Origin of the sequence: Flavobacterium cerinum, from assembly GCF_024496085.1 — a bacterium.
Classification (GTDB): Bacteria; Bacteroidota; Bacteroidia; order Flavobacteriales; family Flavobacteriaceae; genus Flavobacterium; species Flavobacterium cerinum_A.
The window spans coordinates 845697-863055 of the sequence record NZ_CP101751.1; the positions used below are offsets into that span (position 1 = coordinate 845697).

A 17359-nucleotide genomic window follows, 5' to 3' on the forward strand; every position below is an offset into this window, starting at 1 on the left:
ATATTTTCTTTATTTCTTTGATTGGAATTTTTAGCGGATCACATAGGAAGGAAACATTCTGACGCTGATTTGTATAAATTCGGCTTTTTAGATACGATTAAAAAAAGGAGTTTTAAAAATTGAGAAATGTTAACAAATAGATAATAAAATAATTTAACAATAGTGAAAGAGTAGGCTGTATGATTGCTTTTTTTGTGAATTTTAACATATAACGTTAAGTTATTGCTAATTTTATTTTATATTTGGGGATTAAACTTATCAAAAATCATAGGATTAATTATGAAAAAAATTACATTATTAATTCTTATGTCATTACTGAGTTTTGTGAGTTATTCTCAGGTTTTTCCGGAAGGGTTTGAAGGAACTTTTCCGCCGTCAGGACCTGGAGGAACTTGGGTAGTCTCTCATAATGGCATAGGAATGGGGCCTGCAAATGCGAACCTTTGGGTACGCACACCGCTCAACTCTTCAACTTCACCTCCCCACACAGGCAATTATGCTGCCATGGTTGAAAGAGTAAATATTGGAAACGGGAACACCGAAGAGGATTGGTTAATCTCCCCTCTGGTTACTGTACCGGCTAACGGACAGTTACGTTTCTATGCACTTCACGGCCGTGCAGGGGATCAAGGGTCAAAACTTAAAATTAAGGTATCGACTACTTCTCAGACGAATTTAGCATCCTTTACTACAGAGATAGTAAGTTTGACTGAAACGCAAATCAATCCTAATGCAGGAGAGTACAGAGAGCAAGTAGTGAACTTTGGAACCGCAGTTCCGGCAAACCAACAAGTGTATATTGCTTTTGTAAGAGAGCATACTCAAGCTGGTACTGCTGCTGACGGAGATCGTTTTGTAATTGATGATATCAACATGGTTCAGCGATGTCTGGATCCTGCCAGTGGAGTAGCAAACAATGTTACGACAAACTCGGCTGTATTATCTTGGGCGAATCCAAGTGGTTCTACACAATGGGAAATCGAATTGATTCCTTCTGCGGATCCTTTAACCGGAGCGGGACAACTTATTAACTCGAATCCTTATACAGCGACTACAACATCAACAGGTGTGCCTATAGCACCAGGAACTGTTTACCAATATCGAGTGCGATCTATATGTACCGGTGGTGTTCCAAGTGACTGGGCAGGACCGTTCTATTTTACAACGGTAAGTTTAGGACAGACTTGTGCTGCTGCAATACCAATTGCCAATTTACCGTATTCAACAACAGATGATACAGGTAACTACGGTAATAATATTACCGGAAGTCAGGGTAATACTGGTTGTGGAACAACAACAAACTACTTAACCGGAAATGATGTAGTGTATTCTTACACGGCTACTTTTACCGGTATGATTGATATTTCGATGACTCCTACGGCAACGTATTCGGGGATTTTCGTATATAATAACTGTGCTAATATCGGAACAAGTTGTTTAGCTGGTATCGGTAACTCAACTTCCAATATCAGAAATATTCCTAACTTCCCGGTAACATCTGGTACAACGTATTATTTTGTTATCTCAACAAATGCTTCACCGCAAACAACGGGATATACTTTAGTAATTCAACAGGTAAGCTGTACACCTCCGGGTGCATTAGCTGTTGGAGGTATTACAACAAACTCAGCTAACTTAAGCTGGAGTAACCCTACTTCAGGAACAGAATGGCAGGTAGTTGTGCAAGGAGCTGGTGCCGGAATTCCTCAGGGAGCTGGAACAACAGTAACAGGTGGTCCGGCTTATACAGCTACAACTACTTTTGCCGGTACAGCGTTAACATCTGGAACAGATTATGAATATTATGTAAGAGTAAAATGTGCGGATGGTTCTTTTAGCCAGTGGTCAGGTCCAAGACGTTTCTCAACGTTACCGAATTACTGTGCCGGAGATCATTTCTATGATCCGGGAGGACAAAACGGTCAATATGGAAATAGTGCAAACGTAACAACAACAATCTGTGCACCAACACCTGGTGATATGGTTACTGTTACTTTTAGTATGTTTAATACAGAAGCAGGTTATGACTTCGTACGTGTTTACAACGGAGCAACTGCTGCTGCACCATTATTAGGAACATATTCAGGAAACTTAGAAGGTGCAAACTTACCAGGACCTTTTGAGTCAACTGTAGGTGGATGTTTAACATTCGTGTTTACATCAGATAGTAGTGGAGTTCGTGACGGTTGGGATGCAACGGTAACTTGTGGGCCACCGCCAACATGTCCGAAACCAACCAATTTCACAGCAACTTTACCAAATGCAAGTTCAGTAAGATTAAACTGGACAGAAGCTGGAACTGCTACAAGCTGGATCGTAATGGCTGTGCCGGCTGGTACACCTAACCCGAACAGTAACCCAATTCCGGGAACTGCTATTACTGCTACGGTAAATACACCGCCGCCATATGTGTTGAACGGATTGAGTTCTGATACAAACTATGATTTCTATGTAAGAGCGGTTTGTAGTCCAACAGACTCAAGTACATGGACTGGTCCTAAAACTGTAAGAACATTACCAAACTTCTGTGCTGGTGATCATTTCTTTGATCCGGGAGGACCTAATGCTGAATACGGAAATAATGCTAACGTAACGACAACAATATGTGCACCAACAGGAGCGGATATCGTTACAGTTAATTTCTTAAGCTTTAATACTGAATCAAACTTTGACTTTGTACGTGTTTATAACGGACCAAGTGCAACTTCACCATTATTGGGAACTTACTCAGGTAACTTAACCGGAGCGAATTTACCAGGACCATTTGAATCAACACTTGGAGGATGTTTAACTTTTGTATTTACATCTGACGGAAGTGGAACGCGTACAGGATGGGAAGCTACAGTAACTTGTGGACCACCGCCAACATGTCCGAAACCGACCAACTTAGCCGTTTCAAATGCTACGATGAACTCGGTACAATTAAACTGGACTGAAGCTGGAACAGCAACAAGTTGGATCGTAATGGCCGTTCCTGCAGGAACTCCGAATCCGAATACCAACCCTATTCCGGGTACAGCAATTACTGCTACTGTGAATACTCCGCCGCCATATGTATTAGGTGGATTAACTTCAAATACAGATTATGACTTCTATGTAAGAGCGGTTTGTAGTCCTACAGACTCTAGTACATGGGCTGGTCCTAGAAATAGTAAAACATTACCGAATTACTGTGCCGGAGATCATTTCTATGATCCGGGAGGACAAAACGGTGATTATGGAAATAACCTTAACGTAACGACAACAATCTGTCCGGTTAACCCGACTGATATCGTTACTGTAGAGTTCAACAGCTTTAACACTGAAGCAGGTTTTGACTTTTTAAGAGTTTACGAAGGAACAGGCACTACAGGTACATTATTAGGTACATACGCAGGTGATTTAACAAACAACTTGCCTGGGCCATTCGAATCAGCTGCACCGGGTCAGTGTTTAACATTCGTATTTACAACTGACGGAAGTGGAGTACGTAGCGGATGGGATGCAACAGTAACATGTGCACCGGTACCAACATGTCCGAGACCGAAAAACTTGTCTGCGGCTAATATGACACAAACTTCTGCTGATCTAAACTGGCAGGAAATGGGTACGGCTACACAATGGGAAGTAATTGTATTGCCAGCTGGTTCTCCGGCACCGGCACCTGGAGATACAGGAGTAATCGTAAATACACCGCCGCCATTTACATACAGTGGTCCACCGGCATTATTACCGGGAAGACCGTATGATTTCTATGTAAGAGCTATTTGTAGTTCTACTGATATCAGTGCGTGGTCAATTAAAGGAACATTCCGTACATTAATTTCGAATGATGAATGTACTGCTCCGATTCACGTTCCGGTAAATGAAGATTCACTTTGTGGTCAGACTACACCGGGAACATTAGCAGGTTCTACCGCTTCTCCATTACCAAATACATGTGGTGGAAACCCTAATGATGACGTTTGGTTTGAATTTACAGCAACACATACACAACACTATATTGCGTTATTAAATGTGAACTCTACAGGATTGAGTACTGATAATATGTTCCATTCTGTATACAGTGCATGTGGAGGAACTCCTATTGTTTGTAGTGATCCGAATAACAGTCTTGTAAACGGTTTAGTACCGGGACAAAACTATTTGATTCGAGTATATAGTAATTCAGCTACTGCGCAAAGTTTCTCATTTAACCTTTGTGTAGGTACCGTTATTACATGTGCTGATGCTCAGGCATTCTGTGCTAACAATACATCACCGTCTATTACCTTCCCAGGTTCTATCGGGGTACCAAACTTAGGAGCTGTTTCTTGTTTATCTACAACACCAAACCCTACTTGGTATTTCTTACAAGTACAACAATCCGGTAACTTACAGTTCCAGATTTCTCAAACAAGTACTACAGGACAGGGAATTGACGTGGATTTCATCGCTTACGGTCCGTTTACTTCGCCAACAGCGGGTTGTGGTAACTTAGGAGCGAATGTAGGTTGTAGTTATAGTTCGGCATCTGTGGAGAACTTTAATATCCCGAATGCTGTTGCCGGTCAATACTACTTAATTGAGATTACGAACTATAATGGTAGTGCAGGTAATATTACATTAGCACAAACCAACCAGGGACAACCGGGTGCAGGTTCGACAAACTGTGATATCGTATGTACTGTGGATTTAGGTCCGGATAAGATTTTATGTGGACAAACATCTTACACATTAGATGCAGGAATTGTTAACGCGACAACGTATACTTGGTATAACGGAACAAACGTTATTCCTGGAGCTACAGGTCAGACATTAACAGTTACACAATCAGGTGAATATAGCGTTGTGGTTACTAAACCATCATGTTCAAACAACCCTACGGATAGTGTTAATATTACTTTCGGACCGACTATTAATCAGGTTACAATGCCGGATTATAAAGTTTGTGATGATGTATCAAATGACGGTTTTGCTGATTTTGATCTGTCTACATTAACAAGTCAGGTTGTTGCAGGACAAAACCCGGCGTTTACTTATAACGTAACGTATTATGCTTCAGCTGCTGATGCAACTGCTGCTCAGGGTGCAATTGATGCAACTGTTCCATATAACAGTAACACAAAAACAATTTATATCCGAGTTGAAGGTGCAAATGCTGCTACTTGTTTCGGAGTGATTCCGGTGAATTTAGTTGTAAAACGAATGCCAATCACTACTATGCCGGCTACTTACTCTGTATGTACTGGTACTGTAACGATTATCGGAACACCTCAAAACTATACATCAGCTGATAACCCAGTATACACATGGTACTTCGGTACTAACGTTATTGCTGGTGAAACTTCTGAGCAAATCGTAGTATCACAACCAGGTACTTATACTTTAGAAGTTACTATAGACGGATGTACAAACTCTGTTAGTACAGTTGTAACAAACGACGGTGTTACAGTTACGGCTCCGGATGATGTTACAGTATGTAATTCGTATACTTTACCATCATTAACAAGCGGTACTTATTATACAGGTCCGGGAGCTTCTGGTACAGTATTGAATGCAGGTGATCCTATCACATCAACACAAACTATTTATGTATACTTACAGTCAACGGTTAACCCGAGCTGTTATGCTGAAGATAGTTTCGTTGTAAACATTACAACAACTATTGTAGCTCCGGTAGTGCCAAGCGCAACTGTTTGTGACAGCTATACATTACAACCGTTACCTTCATTCGCGAACTACTATACAGGTTCAGGAGGAACAGGTACAATGTTAACAGCTGGTTCTACAGTAACTACGTCACAAACTATCTATGTATATGCTCAGTCTGGTGTTGCACCAAACTTCTGTACAGACCAAAGTAGTTTTGTAGTAACGATCCAAACAGCAACTGCTGATGCTCCGGCTAACGTAGAATCTTGTGGAGCGTATACTTTACCGGCATTATCTGCTAATAATAATTATTATACAGGTCCGGGCGGTACAGGTACTATGCTTAATGCCGGTGATCCGGTTAACGCAACTACATTATTGTATGTTTACACAAGTACATCTGCAGGATGTAATGATGAAAATAGCTTTACTGTAACAATCTACAATACTCCTTCGGTTGTAACATTACCGGATGTAACTGTAGAATGTGAAGGATTTACATTACCGGCTTTACCGGCTGGAAATGCATACTACACAGGTACAGGAGGAACAGGAGCACAGTTACAAGCTGGACAAGTGGTTTCAACTACACAAACTGTTTACATCTTTGCTCAAACCGGATCCGGTGCTGCAACATGTACAAACGAAAGTAGTTTCGAAATTTCAGCTTCATGTATTATTCCTAAAGGTATTTCACCAAACAATGACGGATTGAACGATACATTCGATCTATCGAACTTCGAGGTAGAGAAATTAAGTATCTTTAACCGTTACGGTACTGAAGTTTACAGCCATGGTGCTGGATATACTAAACAATGGTTTGGTCAGTCGAAAGGTGGAAGTGAATTACCGGATGGTACCTATTTCTATGTGATCGAGTTAAAAGGTGGTGATACTAAAACCGGATGGGTTTATATCAGTAGAGAGAAATAAGCAGTAACATTATATAAAGACCTGCCTGATTAATCGGGCAGGGACTTTATTTACAAACAGTATACCAATGAAGAAAATATATTTGACCGCCTTTTTAGCCTTAATAGGATTAAATGAGGCCTCAGCACAACAAGACCCGCATTATACACAGTACATGTATAATATGAACGTCATCAACCCGGCTTATGCCGGTTCGAAGGAGACTTTATCATTCGGATTGTTGTACCGCAAGCAGTGGGTTGATTTGGAAGGCGCGCCGTCTACGGCTACCTTTTCGGGTCACAGTCCTGTAGGTAAGAATGTCGGATTAGGACTTTCCGTTATTTCCGATAAGATCGGTCCTGTAAAGGAGAATAATGTTTATGCGGATTTCTCCTACACACTTAACTTAGGTGGTGAGCACAAACTTGCTTTGGGATTAAAAGCAGGAGCGACTTTCCACAAAGTAGGATTACTATCGGATGTAAGCCCGTTTGTACCGGATGCCAATGACCCTGCTTTTGCAGAGAACACCAGCCGCACGTTTTTTAACGTTGGATCGGGTATTTTCTACTATACGCAGAAGTACTATTTAGCTTTATCGGTACCCAACATGTTAAAGTCGACGTATTTGGATTACAACGGTCGTAAATTCGGATCAGACACCCAACACTACTTTGTAACGGGGGGTTATGTCTTTGATTTGAACGAGAACCTTAAATTCAAACCGTTCTTTATGGTGAAGTCAGCATTCGATGCACCGACTTCCTTAGATGTATCGACCAATTTCCTGTTTCATGAGAAATTCGAAATCGGAGCTACTTACCGATTGGATGATTCCTTCGGAGCGATGGTAAATTATGCGATCACGCCAAGTCTTCGCATCGGTTATGCCTATGACCACATCGTATCTGATTTGAAAGTAACCACACCTTCTTCGCATGAAGTTATCTTATTATTTGATGTAAACTTCTCTAAGAAAGTGTCCCGATCTCCGAGATATTTCTAATATAAAAGCGACCTAAGACATGAAGAATTTATATATCACTTTAAGTTTTGTGATCGCTAGTTCGACACTATCGGCACAAAACAAAGACACCCAAAGCGCCGACAAACTCTTTAATCGATTTGAGTATGTCGATGCAGCAGATGCCTACCTCAAGTTGGTAGACAAAGGCAAAGCTGACGGATACGTTTACAAACAACTGGCCGACAGTTACTACAATGTATTCAACGCATCAGAAGCCAGTAAATGGTATGCCAAAGCAACCAGCGAGAAGCAGGATGCCGAGACGTATTATCGTTATGCTCAAATGCTAAAGGCAGAGGGGAAATACGATGAGGCGAACAAACAAATGCAGAAGTTTGCCAGTATGGCACCCAACGATCAGCGTGCGGTAGCGTTTAAACAAAACCCGAATTATTTACCGAAACTGAACGAAAAAGCGAAATCCTTTGATATCAAAAACATGGATATCAATAGTGATAAATCGGATTTCGGAGCGGTTTTAAGTAATGACAACACCCTGTATTTTGCCTCAGCCCGAAACACTTCCCGTAAAACCTACGGATGGAACGAACAACCGTTCCTGGATTTATACAGCGCTACCTACAATACAGACGGTACTTTTAGTCAGCCTACCCCGGTAGAGAGTATCAACTCGAAATACCATGACGGACCGGCTACCATTAGTGCTGATGGTAACACGATGTATTTTGCCAGTGAGAGTTTTAAGGAAGGTTTGTTTGAAAAAGACAAAGCTCAGAAACTGAAATTCGGACAGGTAAATTTATTTAAAGCGACTAAAAACGGAAGCCAATGGAGTAACATTACTTCTCTTCCGTTTAACAGCAAGGATTACTCTACCAGTAACCCAAGTTTAAGTAAAGACGGAAAAACCTTGTATTTCTCTTCGAACATGCCGGGCTCGGTTGGCGGAGTGGATATCTGGAAAGTAGCGATTAACTCAGATGGTACTTACGGAACACCGGAGAATCTGGGTAAAAAGATCAATACCGAAGGAAATGAGAGTTTCCCTTTTATTACAGATGATAACAAATTATACTTTTCATCAGATGCGCGTCAGGGCTTTGGAGGAATGGATGTTTATGTGATCGACTTAAACAAAGGAACGGATGCTACTAACGTTGGAAAACCGGTGAACTCGGAGAAAGATGATTTTGCATTTAGTTTTAATACGACTAAAAACATTGGATTTGTATCGAGTAATCGTGCGGGTGTAGACAACATCTATATGGCGATTCCGGTTTGTGGTGTTGAAGTAGTTTCGTTGGTTCGTGATGCTAAGACCGGAGCGAAATTATCCGGAGCACGTGTGGCAATCTTAGACGAGAAGAACAACATCATCTCTACTAAAACAACCGAAGCAGACGGTACAGTATCGTATGCTGTAGAATGTGATAAAGCTTACACGATTCAGGTAGCCAAAGACGGTTATGAAAGCAATACTTTCCCGGTTAATAAAACCAAAGGAGGTATCGTTAACGTTAGCGCCGACTTACAGCCGATCGATGTTATTGTTACGGAAACTGAAGTTATCTTAAATGATATCTATTTTGAATACGACAAGAGCAACATTACCCAACAGGGTGCTTTTGAGTTAGACAAATTAGTTCAGGTAATGAAAAATAACCCGGCAATGGTAATCATGGTTAAATCGCACACTGATAGCAGAGGTAGCGATAAATACAACATGAATTTATCAGATCGTCGTGCAAAATCTACAGTACAATATGTAATCTCTAAAGGAATTACTAAGGACAGAATCTCCGGAAAAGGTTACGGAGAAAGCGAGCCGAAAGTAAACTGTGGTGATAACTGTACGGAAGAAGAACACGCTAAAAACAGAAGATCAGAATTCCTGATCGTGAAGAAATAGTGAAATACATCTGACAGGTTTTTAAAACCTGTCAGATGTAAAAAAATTAAAGGCGGCCAATTAGTCGCCTTTTTTATTGGCTTTAAGAGCGTCTTTTTGTCCTTCTTAAAGGCATCGTTGTCTTGAGGGAAATGATGCAGCTTAGGGCTTAAAAATAATGTTTTGAAGTGTGATTGCTACATCTGACAGGTTCCGAAAACTTGTTAGGTGTTAAAATAGGTGTTATAAAGTTGTATGTAAACAAAAAACTACACCTTTTTTGGGGTGTAGTTTTATATTGATTCGAAGCGGATTTGTATCTTCAACGGTTATATAACGCTCTAATAATTTGCATAGAAATAATAAATTAAAACCCATTTGTGAGCTTTGAGTTTAAACTCATAGCGCATATCATAACCGGAGTTTTCTTTGTAAATCCTGTAAATCATAGAAGAATCGGTTTTAATGGTTTTGTTTTTAAGAAGGTCTCCGTTAGTCGGTTTTTGAAAATCTTCTTCTGATGAAAAATCAAAATCGGCTTTATCAAATAGGTATAATGTGTCTTGATCGGTTAATTCCGGATTCATGGCAGCGGAATTATAACCCCGCAAAGGAAAAGTAATCCGCTCGTGACGAAATGGTTTATCGGTGATGAATTTTGCTATAAATACTGAGAAATCTTCATCCGACATCGTTTGTTCTTTGTTGTTGGTAACGATATTGTTTTCGGGTATAACTTTGTTTTCATTGTTTTTGCAGCTTAAAAGCAATAGTAAAATTAAAAGAATGAAAGGGTTTGTTTTCATGGTGTGGATTTGGTTAAACGATCTTTTTATGTATTGCTAAAATAAAATAACAAAAGGCTGTCTCTATCTTTTGTGAGAGCCTTTTATAGATCAATTTTAATTACAAATCAGAGCTAGAACGAATTAAAAGGTTATAGATTACAAATTTGAATCGGTTATTATTTCATCATATTGTAATAAAATATTTATAGCTCGATCTTCATTGAGCCATGTGTTTTTACCTATAATATAGCCGGAAGCGATGATATAATGTTTTGTTTTGCCGGATTGGATTTTAAATGTCTTACGATTAAATTTACCATTGTATTCCTGTATCTTCTCAGGGATATCGATTGTTTCCGTAATAGTGAAATCACATAACCTATCTGGTATGTCGATATATGAGACATCAAAGAATTCAATATCAATATTAAAACTTTTATCTTCACTATAATTTTCCTGATCCGGAAACATCATAGGACATCGAAGTATCAATATACTATGACTAACGGTATATGACCATAATTTAAAGGTTCTATTTGTTGTTTTTTGCATGCTTTTCTGGATGTAAAATTATTATGCTATTTTCTGGATAGTATTATTGGAGAAAGATATAGCGTATAGTATGAGAGTTGTAATATTACACTTTTTCAATAGTCAAATCTAAAGAATCTTCTCCTAGGGAATTATAAGAGTCTAAATGGATATGATATCCGGTTGGAATACCATCTTGAGCTAAATTTAGTAAATGATTAGCTAAGGATACAAGCCCGGCTTTATTTGCAGTAATTTTGAAACCGATACCTTCTGCAGAAGTCTTAATTTCAAAATCATCTTCCCAGTTATAAATAATGCCATTCTCAGGATGATATTTTGGGATTTTTATTTTTACGGTTTCCATTATTAAGGAGATAAAATTATATAGATTGTTTTGTATAAAGATAATGGAAAGGGTGTATTGTACTACTGTTCTTAAACTAGATTAAAAGACCAAAACCTGTCTCGTGTAAATAAAAAAGCAGCCTATATAGGCTGCTTTAAAAATAGATTTTATATTTTTTTAGTTTACAGTGATATCATCAATCTGCATAGTAGTTGTAATAGTTGGTGTTCCTGAATGTTCGAACACAAAATAACCATTACCTGTTAAGCTACCCGGAAGGGTATAAACACCACTAGACTGGAATGTTGAAGCTGATTGTCCTGTAGCTGGAGTAGAAATACTAAATGAAGAAGTAATATCTACAAAATTACTAAGGTTAATCGGTCCGCCTGCAGTATAGTTAGCAGCTGTAACATAATATACTTTTAATACATTTCCTTGGTAAAAACGAGCAAGCGTTTTAAATGCAAATGTGTTAGCAGCAGTAAAGTCAACCGGAACAAAGAAATACGTTTTAGCAGTAACACCACCGCTTCCGAAAGAGGTCATCTCGATGTATTTGTTTCCTGTGTTAGCCGGGAACTGTTTTAACTGCCAGTATCTTCCTCCAACAGTTTGATCATTTACATATTTAGGGAATGCTGTTAAGTTAACTGCATAACTTGTAAAATCTTCAGTAAATGAACCGGTGAAGCTAATGTTAGTTCCACCTTGAGCTGTACTAATGTAAAATCTAGGATTTTCTAACATGATATCACGCTCTGTTCTGGCAAGAAATTGGAAGTCGCTGTTGTATTTTGTTAATACACCACGAATTTTTCCGCTTTTGTTAGGAACTGCTTTACCTGCGAATTTAGCGAATTCACTGGTTCTGAAAATAATTTCATGACCGGTGTTGTCTGTGATTTTCCAGTTAGTAGCACCTCCGATAGTTGCAGAACTGTTTGCATCGTAATAAGTAGAACCCATAGCAGCATCAGCAAACTGAACATTGTCAAACTCGATAAGTTTGTTAATGTGGTTGTTGTTTAATGCTTCAGCAATAGTCATGTGTGATACTAATTCATCTTCATTAACGAAATCACAAGAAGCTTTAGCAGTTCTTCTGAATTCTTCCGGAACCAAACGTCCTACAGAAGTACCTTGGTATAAATCACCGATAACTAAAGAACTATGTGCAATTGCGATATAACGATCTTTTAAGTTAACGTATACTTTTCTTCCCGGTTCGAATTCGGTATAAATGTTATACATATCAACAGGAATACTGAAACCACGTGATTTATCTAACGTTTCCAAAGAAACCGTTTTGTAGAAAGTACCACCTTCATCACTGGATACTACATACGCTTCGATAATATCATCAGTTGCAATTTGCGTAGGAGTAGCAGTAGCAACCGTGAAAATGTCAGCAACTGACTTCGTCGGTGTTAAGGTATAACATGGTGTATCCGCTTTAGGATAATGATCGCCGTTCACACAGCCGGTTAACATTCCAGCTGAAAGTGATGCGAATAAAAGGGATTTAATTGAAATTTTCATCGTTGTAATTTTTAGCTTAGAATATTTTTACGTTATCGATCATATAAGCTCCGGAAATCGCAGTGGCAGTACCACCGGTTGCTTTAAATCCAACATAGATCGTTCCGGAATAGTTTGCAAGATTGATTGCACCGGCTTTGAAAAAGTCGTAATTATTAGTACTTCCCGGTAATGGATTGGTGAAGGAAACCTGAGTCCAGGTAGCATCAGTTACATTTGTTCCGTCATAATCCGTTGAAATAAAAACTTCTAATTTGTTGTTTACCAAATCTACTACGTGGTGTTGCGCCACGTCGAATGTTAAACGTTTTTTAATAGCACCGTCAATGTTGATTCCAGGAGTTACGATCCACGCAACATTCGATGCTTGTCCGCTGTTAAATGGTGTGAATTCAGCATATCCGTTACCTTGATACGCATTCTCAATCCATTTTTTAGTTCCTACCTGAGCGAAGTTAGTCCAACCTTCAAAATCAAACGGAGTGTTTGCTACAGCAGTTTGGAAATCTTCAAAATAAATAGCCGGAACGATTGGCGGCAAATTGGTGTCCTCTTCTTTTGTACAGCTACTTAAAGCGCCTAAAGCTACTAAAGCAATACAAAGTGTTTTTATATTAAAATTTTTCATGAAAGTTCTCTTTTACTAGTTTAAATTAGAATGTTAAGTAAACGTTTACAAAATACGTTCTTCCGTAACCGTAGAAATATTTCGATCCGAATGAACGAGTACCGCTGGCATAATCCATATTTAACTCTCTGTAGTTAGCATTTCTCGCTTGTTCGAAACCACCTGTTTTGTAAGTAACATCGAATACGTTGTTAACACTAGCAAAGAAACCTAATGTGTTTCCGCTGATTCTCCATGATTTACCTCCTGTAAGGTTAACCAACATAAATGAATCGAATTTCTCCTGACTTAATAACTGACGTGCTCTGTCTTCTGTAACCTCAGGGTAAGATACTCCTGAACCTCCAGGTTGCATAAAGAAGTTGTTTGTACGGATTAACGGATCTACTTCAACATAACTGTCATCTAAGTAGTTTGCATTAGCTCCGATCCACCAGAATTTAGGATCTCTATATTCAATTCCAAGGGAATAAGCCTGTTGTGGCATACCACCTTGTCTGTAGTTTTTAAGGTAAGAATCTCCGAAGTTAACAATTGGGTTAAGTCCGGCTGCCTGACGTGAGTCGATGTTAAGAAGTACAGTTGGGTTATTGCTGTAGATGTACTCACCGTATGAAGCAGAACCTGTAATTTTAATAGTTTTAGATAATTGGTACTCTAAACCTAATTCTAAACCGATGTTTTGTTTGTCAATGTTTTTTGTGATTTCAGCCACAAAGTCATTTTCACTGTCATTTCCACCGTCATCAATAGCTCCTAAACCTTCAGCATAGAAGAAACCAACTTTAGTTGCATCTTCGATTTTAGAGTAGAAACCGGTTAAACGTGCTTTTAATTTCGGCGCTCTGATGATATAACTTGCGTCAACACTTGAAATTTTCTCGTCATCTAATCCGCTTACGATATTGTTGTTTAAACGTGCGTTAGTGAAAGCATTTCTTAGCATTGGTGCTTTTGTCATGTAAGCAGCGTTAACACTTAATAAGTGTTTTCCTGTAATTTTATATGTAAGACCTCCTTTGAAACCGTAGTTGTTAAACTCTAACTTGTCGCTTTTTCCGAAAGAATTATCTGCATATAATCCGTTTCTGTAAAGACCTTCTCTCTGATATCTTGTTTGAGAGAATGTTTGCGCTAAATAGAAATCAAATTTGTCATATGTAAATTTGAATTGTGTAAATGCGTCAGCAACGATAGCGCGCATAATGTAGTTGTATCCGTAACGATCTCCTGAATAAACAACACGGTTAGGGTTGTTTAAGTCACTTTGAGACTGACCCGGAGCAAATCCGCTTCCTTCGTAGAATAAATCCGTATCGATAAATCCGTAGTCACCTAGTGGATCTAACATTTTCTGGAAGTTTTCTGATTTTAATGAACGGAAGTTAATACCGGCATTTAAAGTAATGTTATCTGATAACTGTGAGTTTAAGATTGAATTAGCTGTCCATGAAACGTCTTCCATACGGTCTTCATACAAAGCATAGATACTACGTTTGTTGATGTCGTTAGCATGGTACATTCTTTCCCAGTTGATTTGGCTGTTGTTGATGAAATCCACTCTTGCGATTTCAGCTTGTGCATAGTTAGGTGTATGCGTTGGTAAAGATCCGTCAGCCGGGATATTGTGTAAATTTAAATAATAACTTGGTAAGTTTTTATAGTAAGTAGGATCAGGATTGTTACCTCCGTTATAGTCTAATCTTGAGTTTCCGATTCCTCCTGACTGGTAAGAAATATTAGTGTTTAATGTGTTTTTCTCGTTAATTTTCCAGTAGTGGCTTAACATTAAGATCGGCTCATCAACATTTTTATCTCTTGAGTTTCTCTTTTTACCGTTTTGCCATCCCCAGTAGGAGTTGTATTCAACACCCATTAAGTCAGTAACTTCCTGTGTATTCGGTGAATTTTTACCTCTGCTGTTTTGTGCATAGATAGAAGTGAAGTTGATACTGTGTTTGTCATTAAATTTTTTCTCGATACTTGCGAAAAGAGAGTTGGCAGAATAATCTGTTCCGTCAAAATAACCTTCTTTAGCCCATCTTCTGGATCCTGAAACTACAAATGCCCATCCGTCTTTGTTCATTCCGGAAGCATAAGTTGCCATAGTTCTCCAGCTGTAGTTTGAATTGGTTCCTGAAAAAGATACTCTCGTTCCGGGACGGTAAAAAGAAGCTCTAGTGTTTATCTCCTGCGTACCTAAAATGTTACCGAACGTGTAATCAGAAGGTGCTGAACCCATTGTGAATTCCTGGTTTCTAGTCGCGTCATTAAGACCTCCCCAGTTACTCCATTGTGGTCTTCCGTCAAAAAGTTTGTTCATTACGATACCATTGATCATTGTTGTACCGTATTCATTATCCAAACCTCTGATTCGGAATCTTGCCTGACCCCAGTTGAAAGCAGCAGCTTGCTGATAAGCGTCACGGGATGCCTGAAGCAATCCTGCTGTACTCTCAGATCCACTGTTGTCATCTCCAAGATCGTTTTCTGTGATTGTGATCAAACTCAATTGTTGTTCAGATGTAATGTCTTCTTCTAAGAAAACAACGCCCAAATCTAAAGATTGTCCTTTCACAATGCTAAGTGAGAAAGTCTGAGAGGTATACCCTGTACTTCCTACAGTTAACTTTTGTTGTCCTTCTGTTGCAATATCAAAGATAAATACCCCTTCTGCGTTAGTTAGAGCAGACTGATTGGTACTTTGAATGGTAGCAACAACATTTCTTAATGGTTTTTGCGTTTTAGAATCAACAACTTTTCCCTTTAGTGCTGGGGAGTGTTGTGACCAAACAAAAACGGCTTGCAGTACTAATAAGATACTAAAAACAAGTTTTTTCATAAATAAAATTAAGTTAATTTTTTGTTTGCTAAGTCTTAATAAAAACTTAACAGCCTGCAAATGTACATCTTTTAATAATATTATTTACTTTTGGCCCGGAGTTTGTCTCAAACTTGATGTTAATTTAATATACCTTACATGAAAATTAGAAATTTCATCGCGCTGGTAATCCTATGTTTCTCAATGAGTGGAGTTTACGCGCAAAACAAAAAATTTAAAGTGCACACTGTGGCGTTTTACAACCTCGAAAACCTTTTCGATACGATTAATGGGCCGAACAATGACGAAGAGTGGTTGCCTCACGGTGCACAAAGCTGGACCAGAGCGAAATACCAAAAAAAACTGGCTAATTTAAGTCGTGTATTGCCTGAAATCGGGACAGGAGAAAATCCTAATCCTCCGGTTATTATCGGATGTGCCGAAGTAGAAAACAGAGGTGTATTAGAGGATTTAGTAAAACAACCGGGTATGCTGGAAAAAGATTACGGAGTTATCCATTTTGATTCACCGGACAAAAGGGGTATCGATGTGGGACTTTTATATCAGAAGAAACACTTCCGACCGTTAAGCTATAAAAATATACCTTTATATATATATGAAAATGAGCAGGGTCTGAATAAAAAGGACAAAGAAGAAGGGGATGAAAAAGAAGTAAACGTTAACCTTGATGTTAAAACCAGAAGAATTTATACGCGTGATCAGTTATTGGTTACCGGATTATTGGATGGTGAAGAAATCAGTGTTATCGTAAACCACTGGCCGTCGCGTTCAGGAGGAGAGAAAAAAAGTAGCCCTTTCCGTGAAGCTGCCGGTGCTTTAAATAAAAAGATTATTGACTCTTTATACCGAATCAATCCGAATGCAAAAGTGATTACTATGGGTGACTTAAACGACGGTCCTTATAATAAGAGTGTAAAAGAAGCATTAGGCGCTAAAGGGAAAAAAGAAGAGGTAAAAGAATTCGGAATGTTCAACCCGATGGAGCAAATGTCAAAAGACGGAATCGGTACTTTAGCGTATCGTGATGCCTGGGATTTGTTTGACCAAATCATCGTAAGCGAACCGTTAATCCGAAAAGATTATTCTTCGTTACGTTTCTGGAAAGCAGGGGTTTTCAATAAACCGTATCTGATTCAGAAAACAGGACAGTACAAAGGCTACCCGCTACGAAACTCCAATGGTGAAGTCGGATTTAGTGACCACTTCCCGGTATACATTTATCTGATTAAAGAAGTGAAGTAAATAATTAAAGGCAGGTTTTTTTGACCTGCCTTT

The 17359-nt window shown here is 38.9% G+C and carries 10 protein-coding genes; 4 read left to right on the plus strand and 6 right to left on the minus strand.

Going from position 1 to position 17359, the window contains the following annotated elements:
• Positions 1 to 279 precede the first annotated feature (279 nt).
• From NOX80_RS03930 to NOX80_RS03940, 3 genes are all read left to right on the plus strand, one after another.
• Complete coding sequence (locus tag NOX80_RS03930; RefSeq protein WP_256552021.1) at positions 280 to 6546, plus strand: fibronectin type III domain-containing protein; 6267 nt, start codon at positions 280 to 282, stop codon at positions 6544 to 6546.
• Between the two features lie 67 nt (positions 6547 to 6613).
• Positions 6614 to 7534, plus strand: coding sequence for a PorP/SprF family type IX secretion system membrane protein (locus NOX80_RS03935; protein ID WP_256552022.1), 921 nt, complete (start codon positions 6614 to 6616; stop codon positions 7532 to 7534).
• Between the two features lie 19 nt (positions 7535 to 7553).
• On the plus strand, positions 7554 to 9425 hold the full coding sequence (locus NOX80_RS03940; protein WP_256552023.1) for an OmpA family protein: 1872 nt from the start codon (positions 7554 to 7556) through the stop codon (positions 9423 to 9425).
• Between the two features lie 320 nt (positions 9426 to 9745).
• Here the strand turns inward: NOX80_RS03940 and NOX80_RS03945 are convergent, their stop codons facing one another.
• The 6 genes from NOX80_RS03945 to NOX80_RS03970 all read right to left on the minus strand — a co-directional run bounded on the left by NOX80_RS03945 (position 9746) and on the right by NOX80_RS03970 (position 16084).
• Positions 9746 to 10210 carry a hypothetical protein gene (locus tag NOX80_RS03945; protein ID WP_256552024.1) on the minus strand — a complete coding sequence of 155 codons (465 nt, stop codon included), beginning with the start codon at positions 10208 to 10210 and terminating at the stop codon, positions 9746 to 9748.
• Positions 10211 to 10348: 138 nt separating this feature from the next.
• Positions 10349 to 10666, minus strand: coding sequence for a hypothetical protein (locus NOX80_RS03950; protein ID WP_256552025.1), 318 nt, complete (start codon positions 10664 to 10666; stop codon positions 10349 to 10351).
• A 163-nt stretch (positions 10667 to 10829) separates the two neighbouring features.
• Positions 10830 to 11090: an Imm32 family immunity protein gene (locus tag NOX80_RS03955; protein WP_256552026.1), complete on the minus strand. Its 261-nt coding sequence runs from the start codon at positions 11088 to 11090 to the stop codon at positions 10830 to 10832.
• 159 nt (positions 11091 to 11249) lie between these two features.
• On the minus strand, positions 11250 to 12614 hold the full coding sequence (locus NOX80_RS03960; protein ID WP_256552027.1) for a DUF5689 domain-containing protein: 1365 nt from the start codon (positions 12612 to 12614) through the stop codon (positions 11250 to 11252).
• 16 nt (positions 12615 to 12630) lie between these two features.
• Positions 12631 to 13242: a DUF5017 domain-containing protein gene (locus NOX80_RS03965; protein ID WP_256552028.1), complete on the minus strand. Its 612-nt coding sequence runs from the start codon at positions 13240 to 13242 to the stop codon at positions 12631 to 12633.
• 25 nt (positions 13243 to 13267) lie between these two features.
• Complete coding sequence (locus NOX80_RS03970; protein WP_256552029.1) at positions 13268 to 16084, minus strand: TonB-dependent receptor; 2817 nt, start codon at positions 16082 to 16084, stop codon at positions 13268 to 13270.
• Positions 16085 to 16222: 138 nt separating this feature from the next.
• Here NOX80_RS03970 and NOX80_RS03975 point away from each other — a divergent pair, with 138 nt between their 5' ends.
• Positions 16223 to 17326: an endonuclease/exonuclease/phosphatase family protein gene (locus NOX80_RS03975; protein WP_256552030.1), complete on the plus strand. Its 1104-nt coding sequence runs from the start codon at positions 16223 to 16225 to the stop codon at positions 17324 to 17326.
• Positions 17327 to 17359 lie beyond the last annotated feature (33 nt).

Bases quoted from the DNA above. Each gene is read 5' to 3' on its own strand.
- NOX80_RS03940 (WP_256552023.1), top strand. From the start codon at position 7,554: ATGAAGAATTTATATATCACTTTAAGTTTTGTGATCGCTAGTTCGACA.
- NOX80_RS03935 (WP_256552022.1), top strand. From the start codon at position 6,614: ATGAAGAAAATATATTTGACCGCCTTTTTAGCCTTAATAGGATTAAAT.
- NOX80_RS03930 (WP_256552021.1), top strand. From the start codon at position 280: ATGAAAAAAATTACATTATTAATTCTTATGTCATTACTGAGTTTTGTG.
- NOX80_RS03945 (WP_256552024.1), bottom strand. From the start codon at position 10,210: ATGAAAACAAACCCTTTCATTCTTTTAATTTTACTATTGCTTTTAAGC.
- NOX80_RS03950 (WP_256552025.1), bottom strand. From the start codon at position 10,666: ATGATGTTTCCGGATCAGGAAAATTATAGTGAAGATAAAAGTTTTAAT.
- NOX80_RS03975 (WP_256552030.1), top strand. From the start codon at position 16,223: ATGAAAATTAGAAATTTCATCGCGCTGGTAATCCTATGTTTCTCAATG.
- NOX80_RS03960 (WP_256552027.1), bottom strand. From the start codon at position 12,614: ATGAAAATTTCAATTAAATCCCTTTTATTCGCATCACTTTCAGCTGGA.
- NOX80_RS03965 (WP_256552028.1), bottom strand. From the start codon at position 13,242: ATGAAAAATTTTAATATAAAAACACTTTGTATTGCTTTAGTAGCTTTA.
- NOX80_RS03955 (WP_256552026.1), bottom strand. From the start codon at position 11,090: ATGGAAACCGTAAAAATAAAAATCCCAAAATATCATCCTGAGAATGGC.
- NOX80_RS03970 (WP_256552029.1), bottom strand. From the start codon at position 16,084: ATGAAAAAACTTGTTTTTAGTATCTTATTAGTACTGCAAGCCGTTTTT.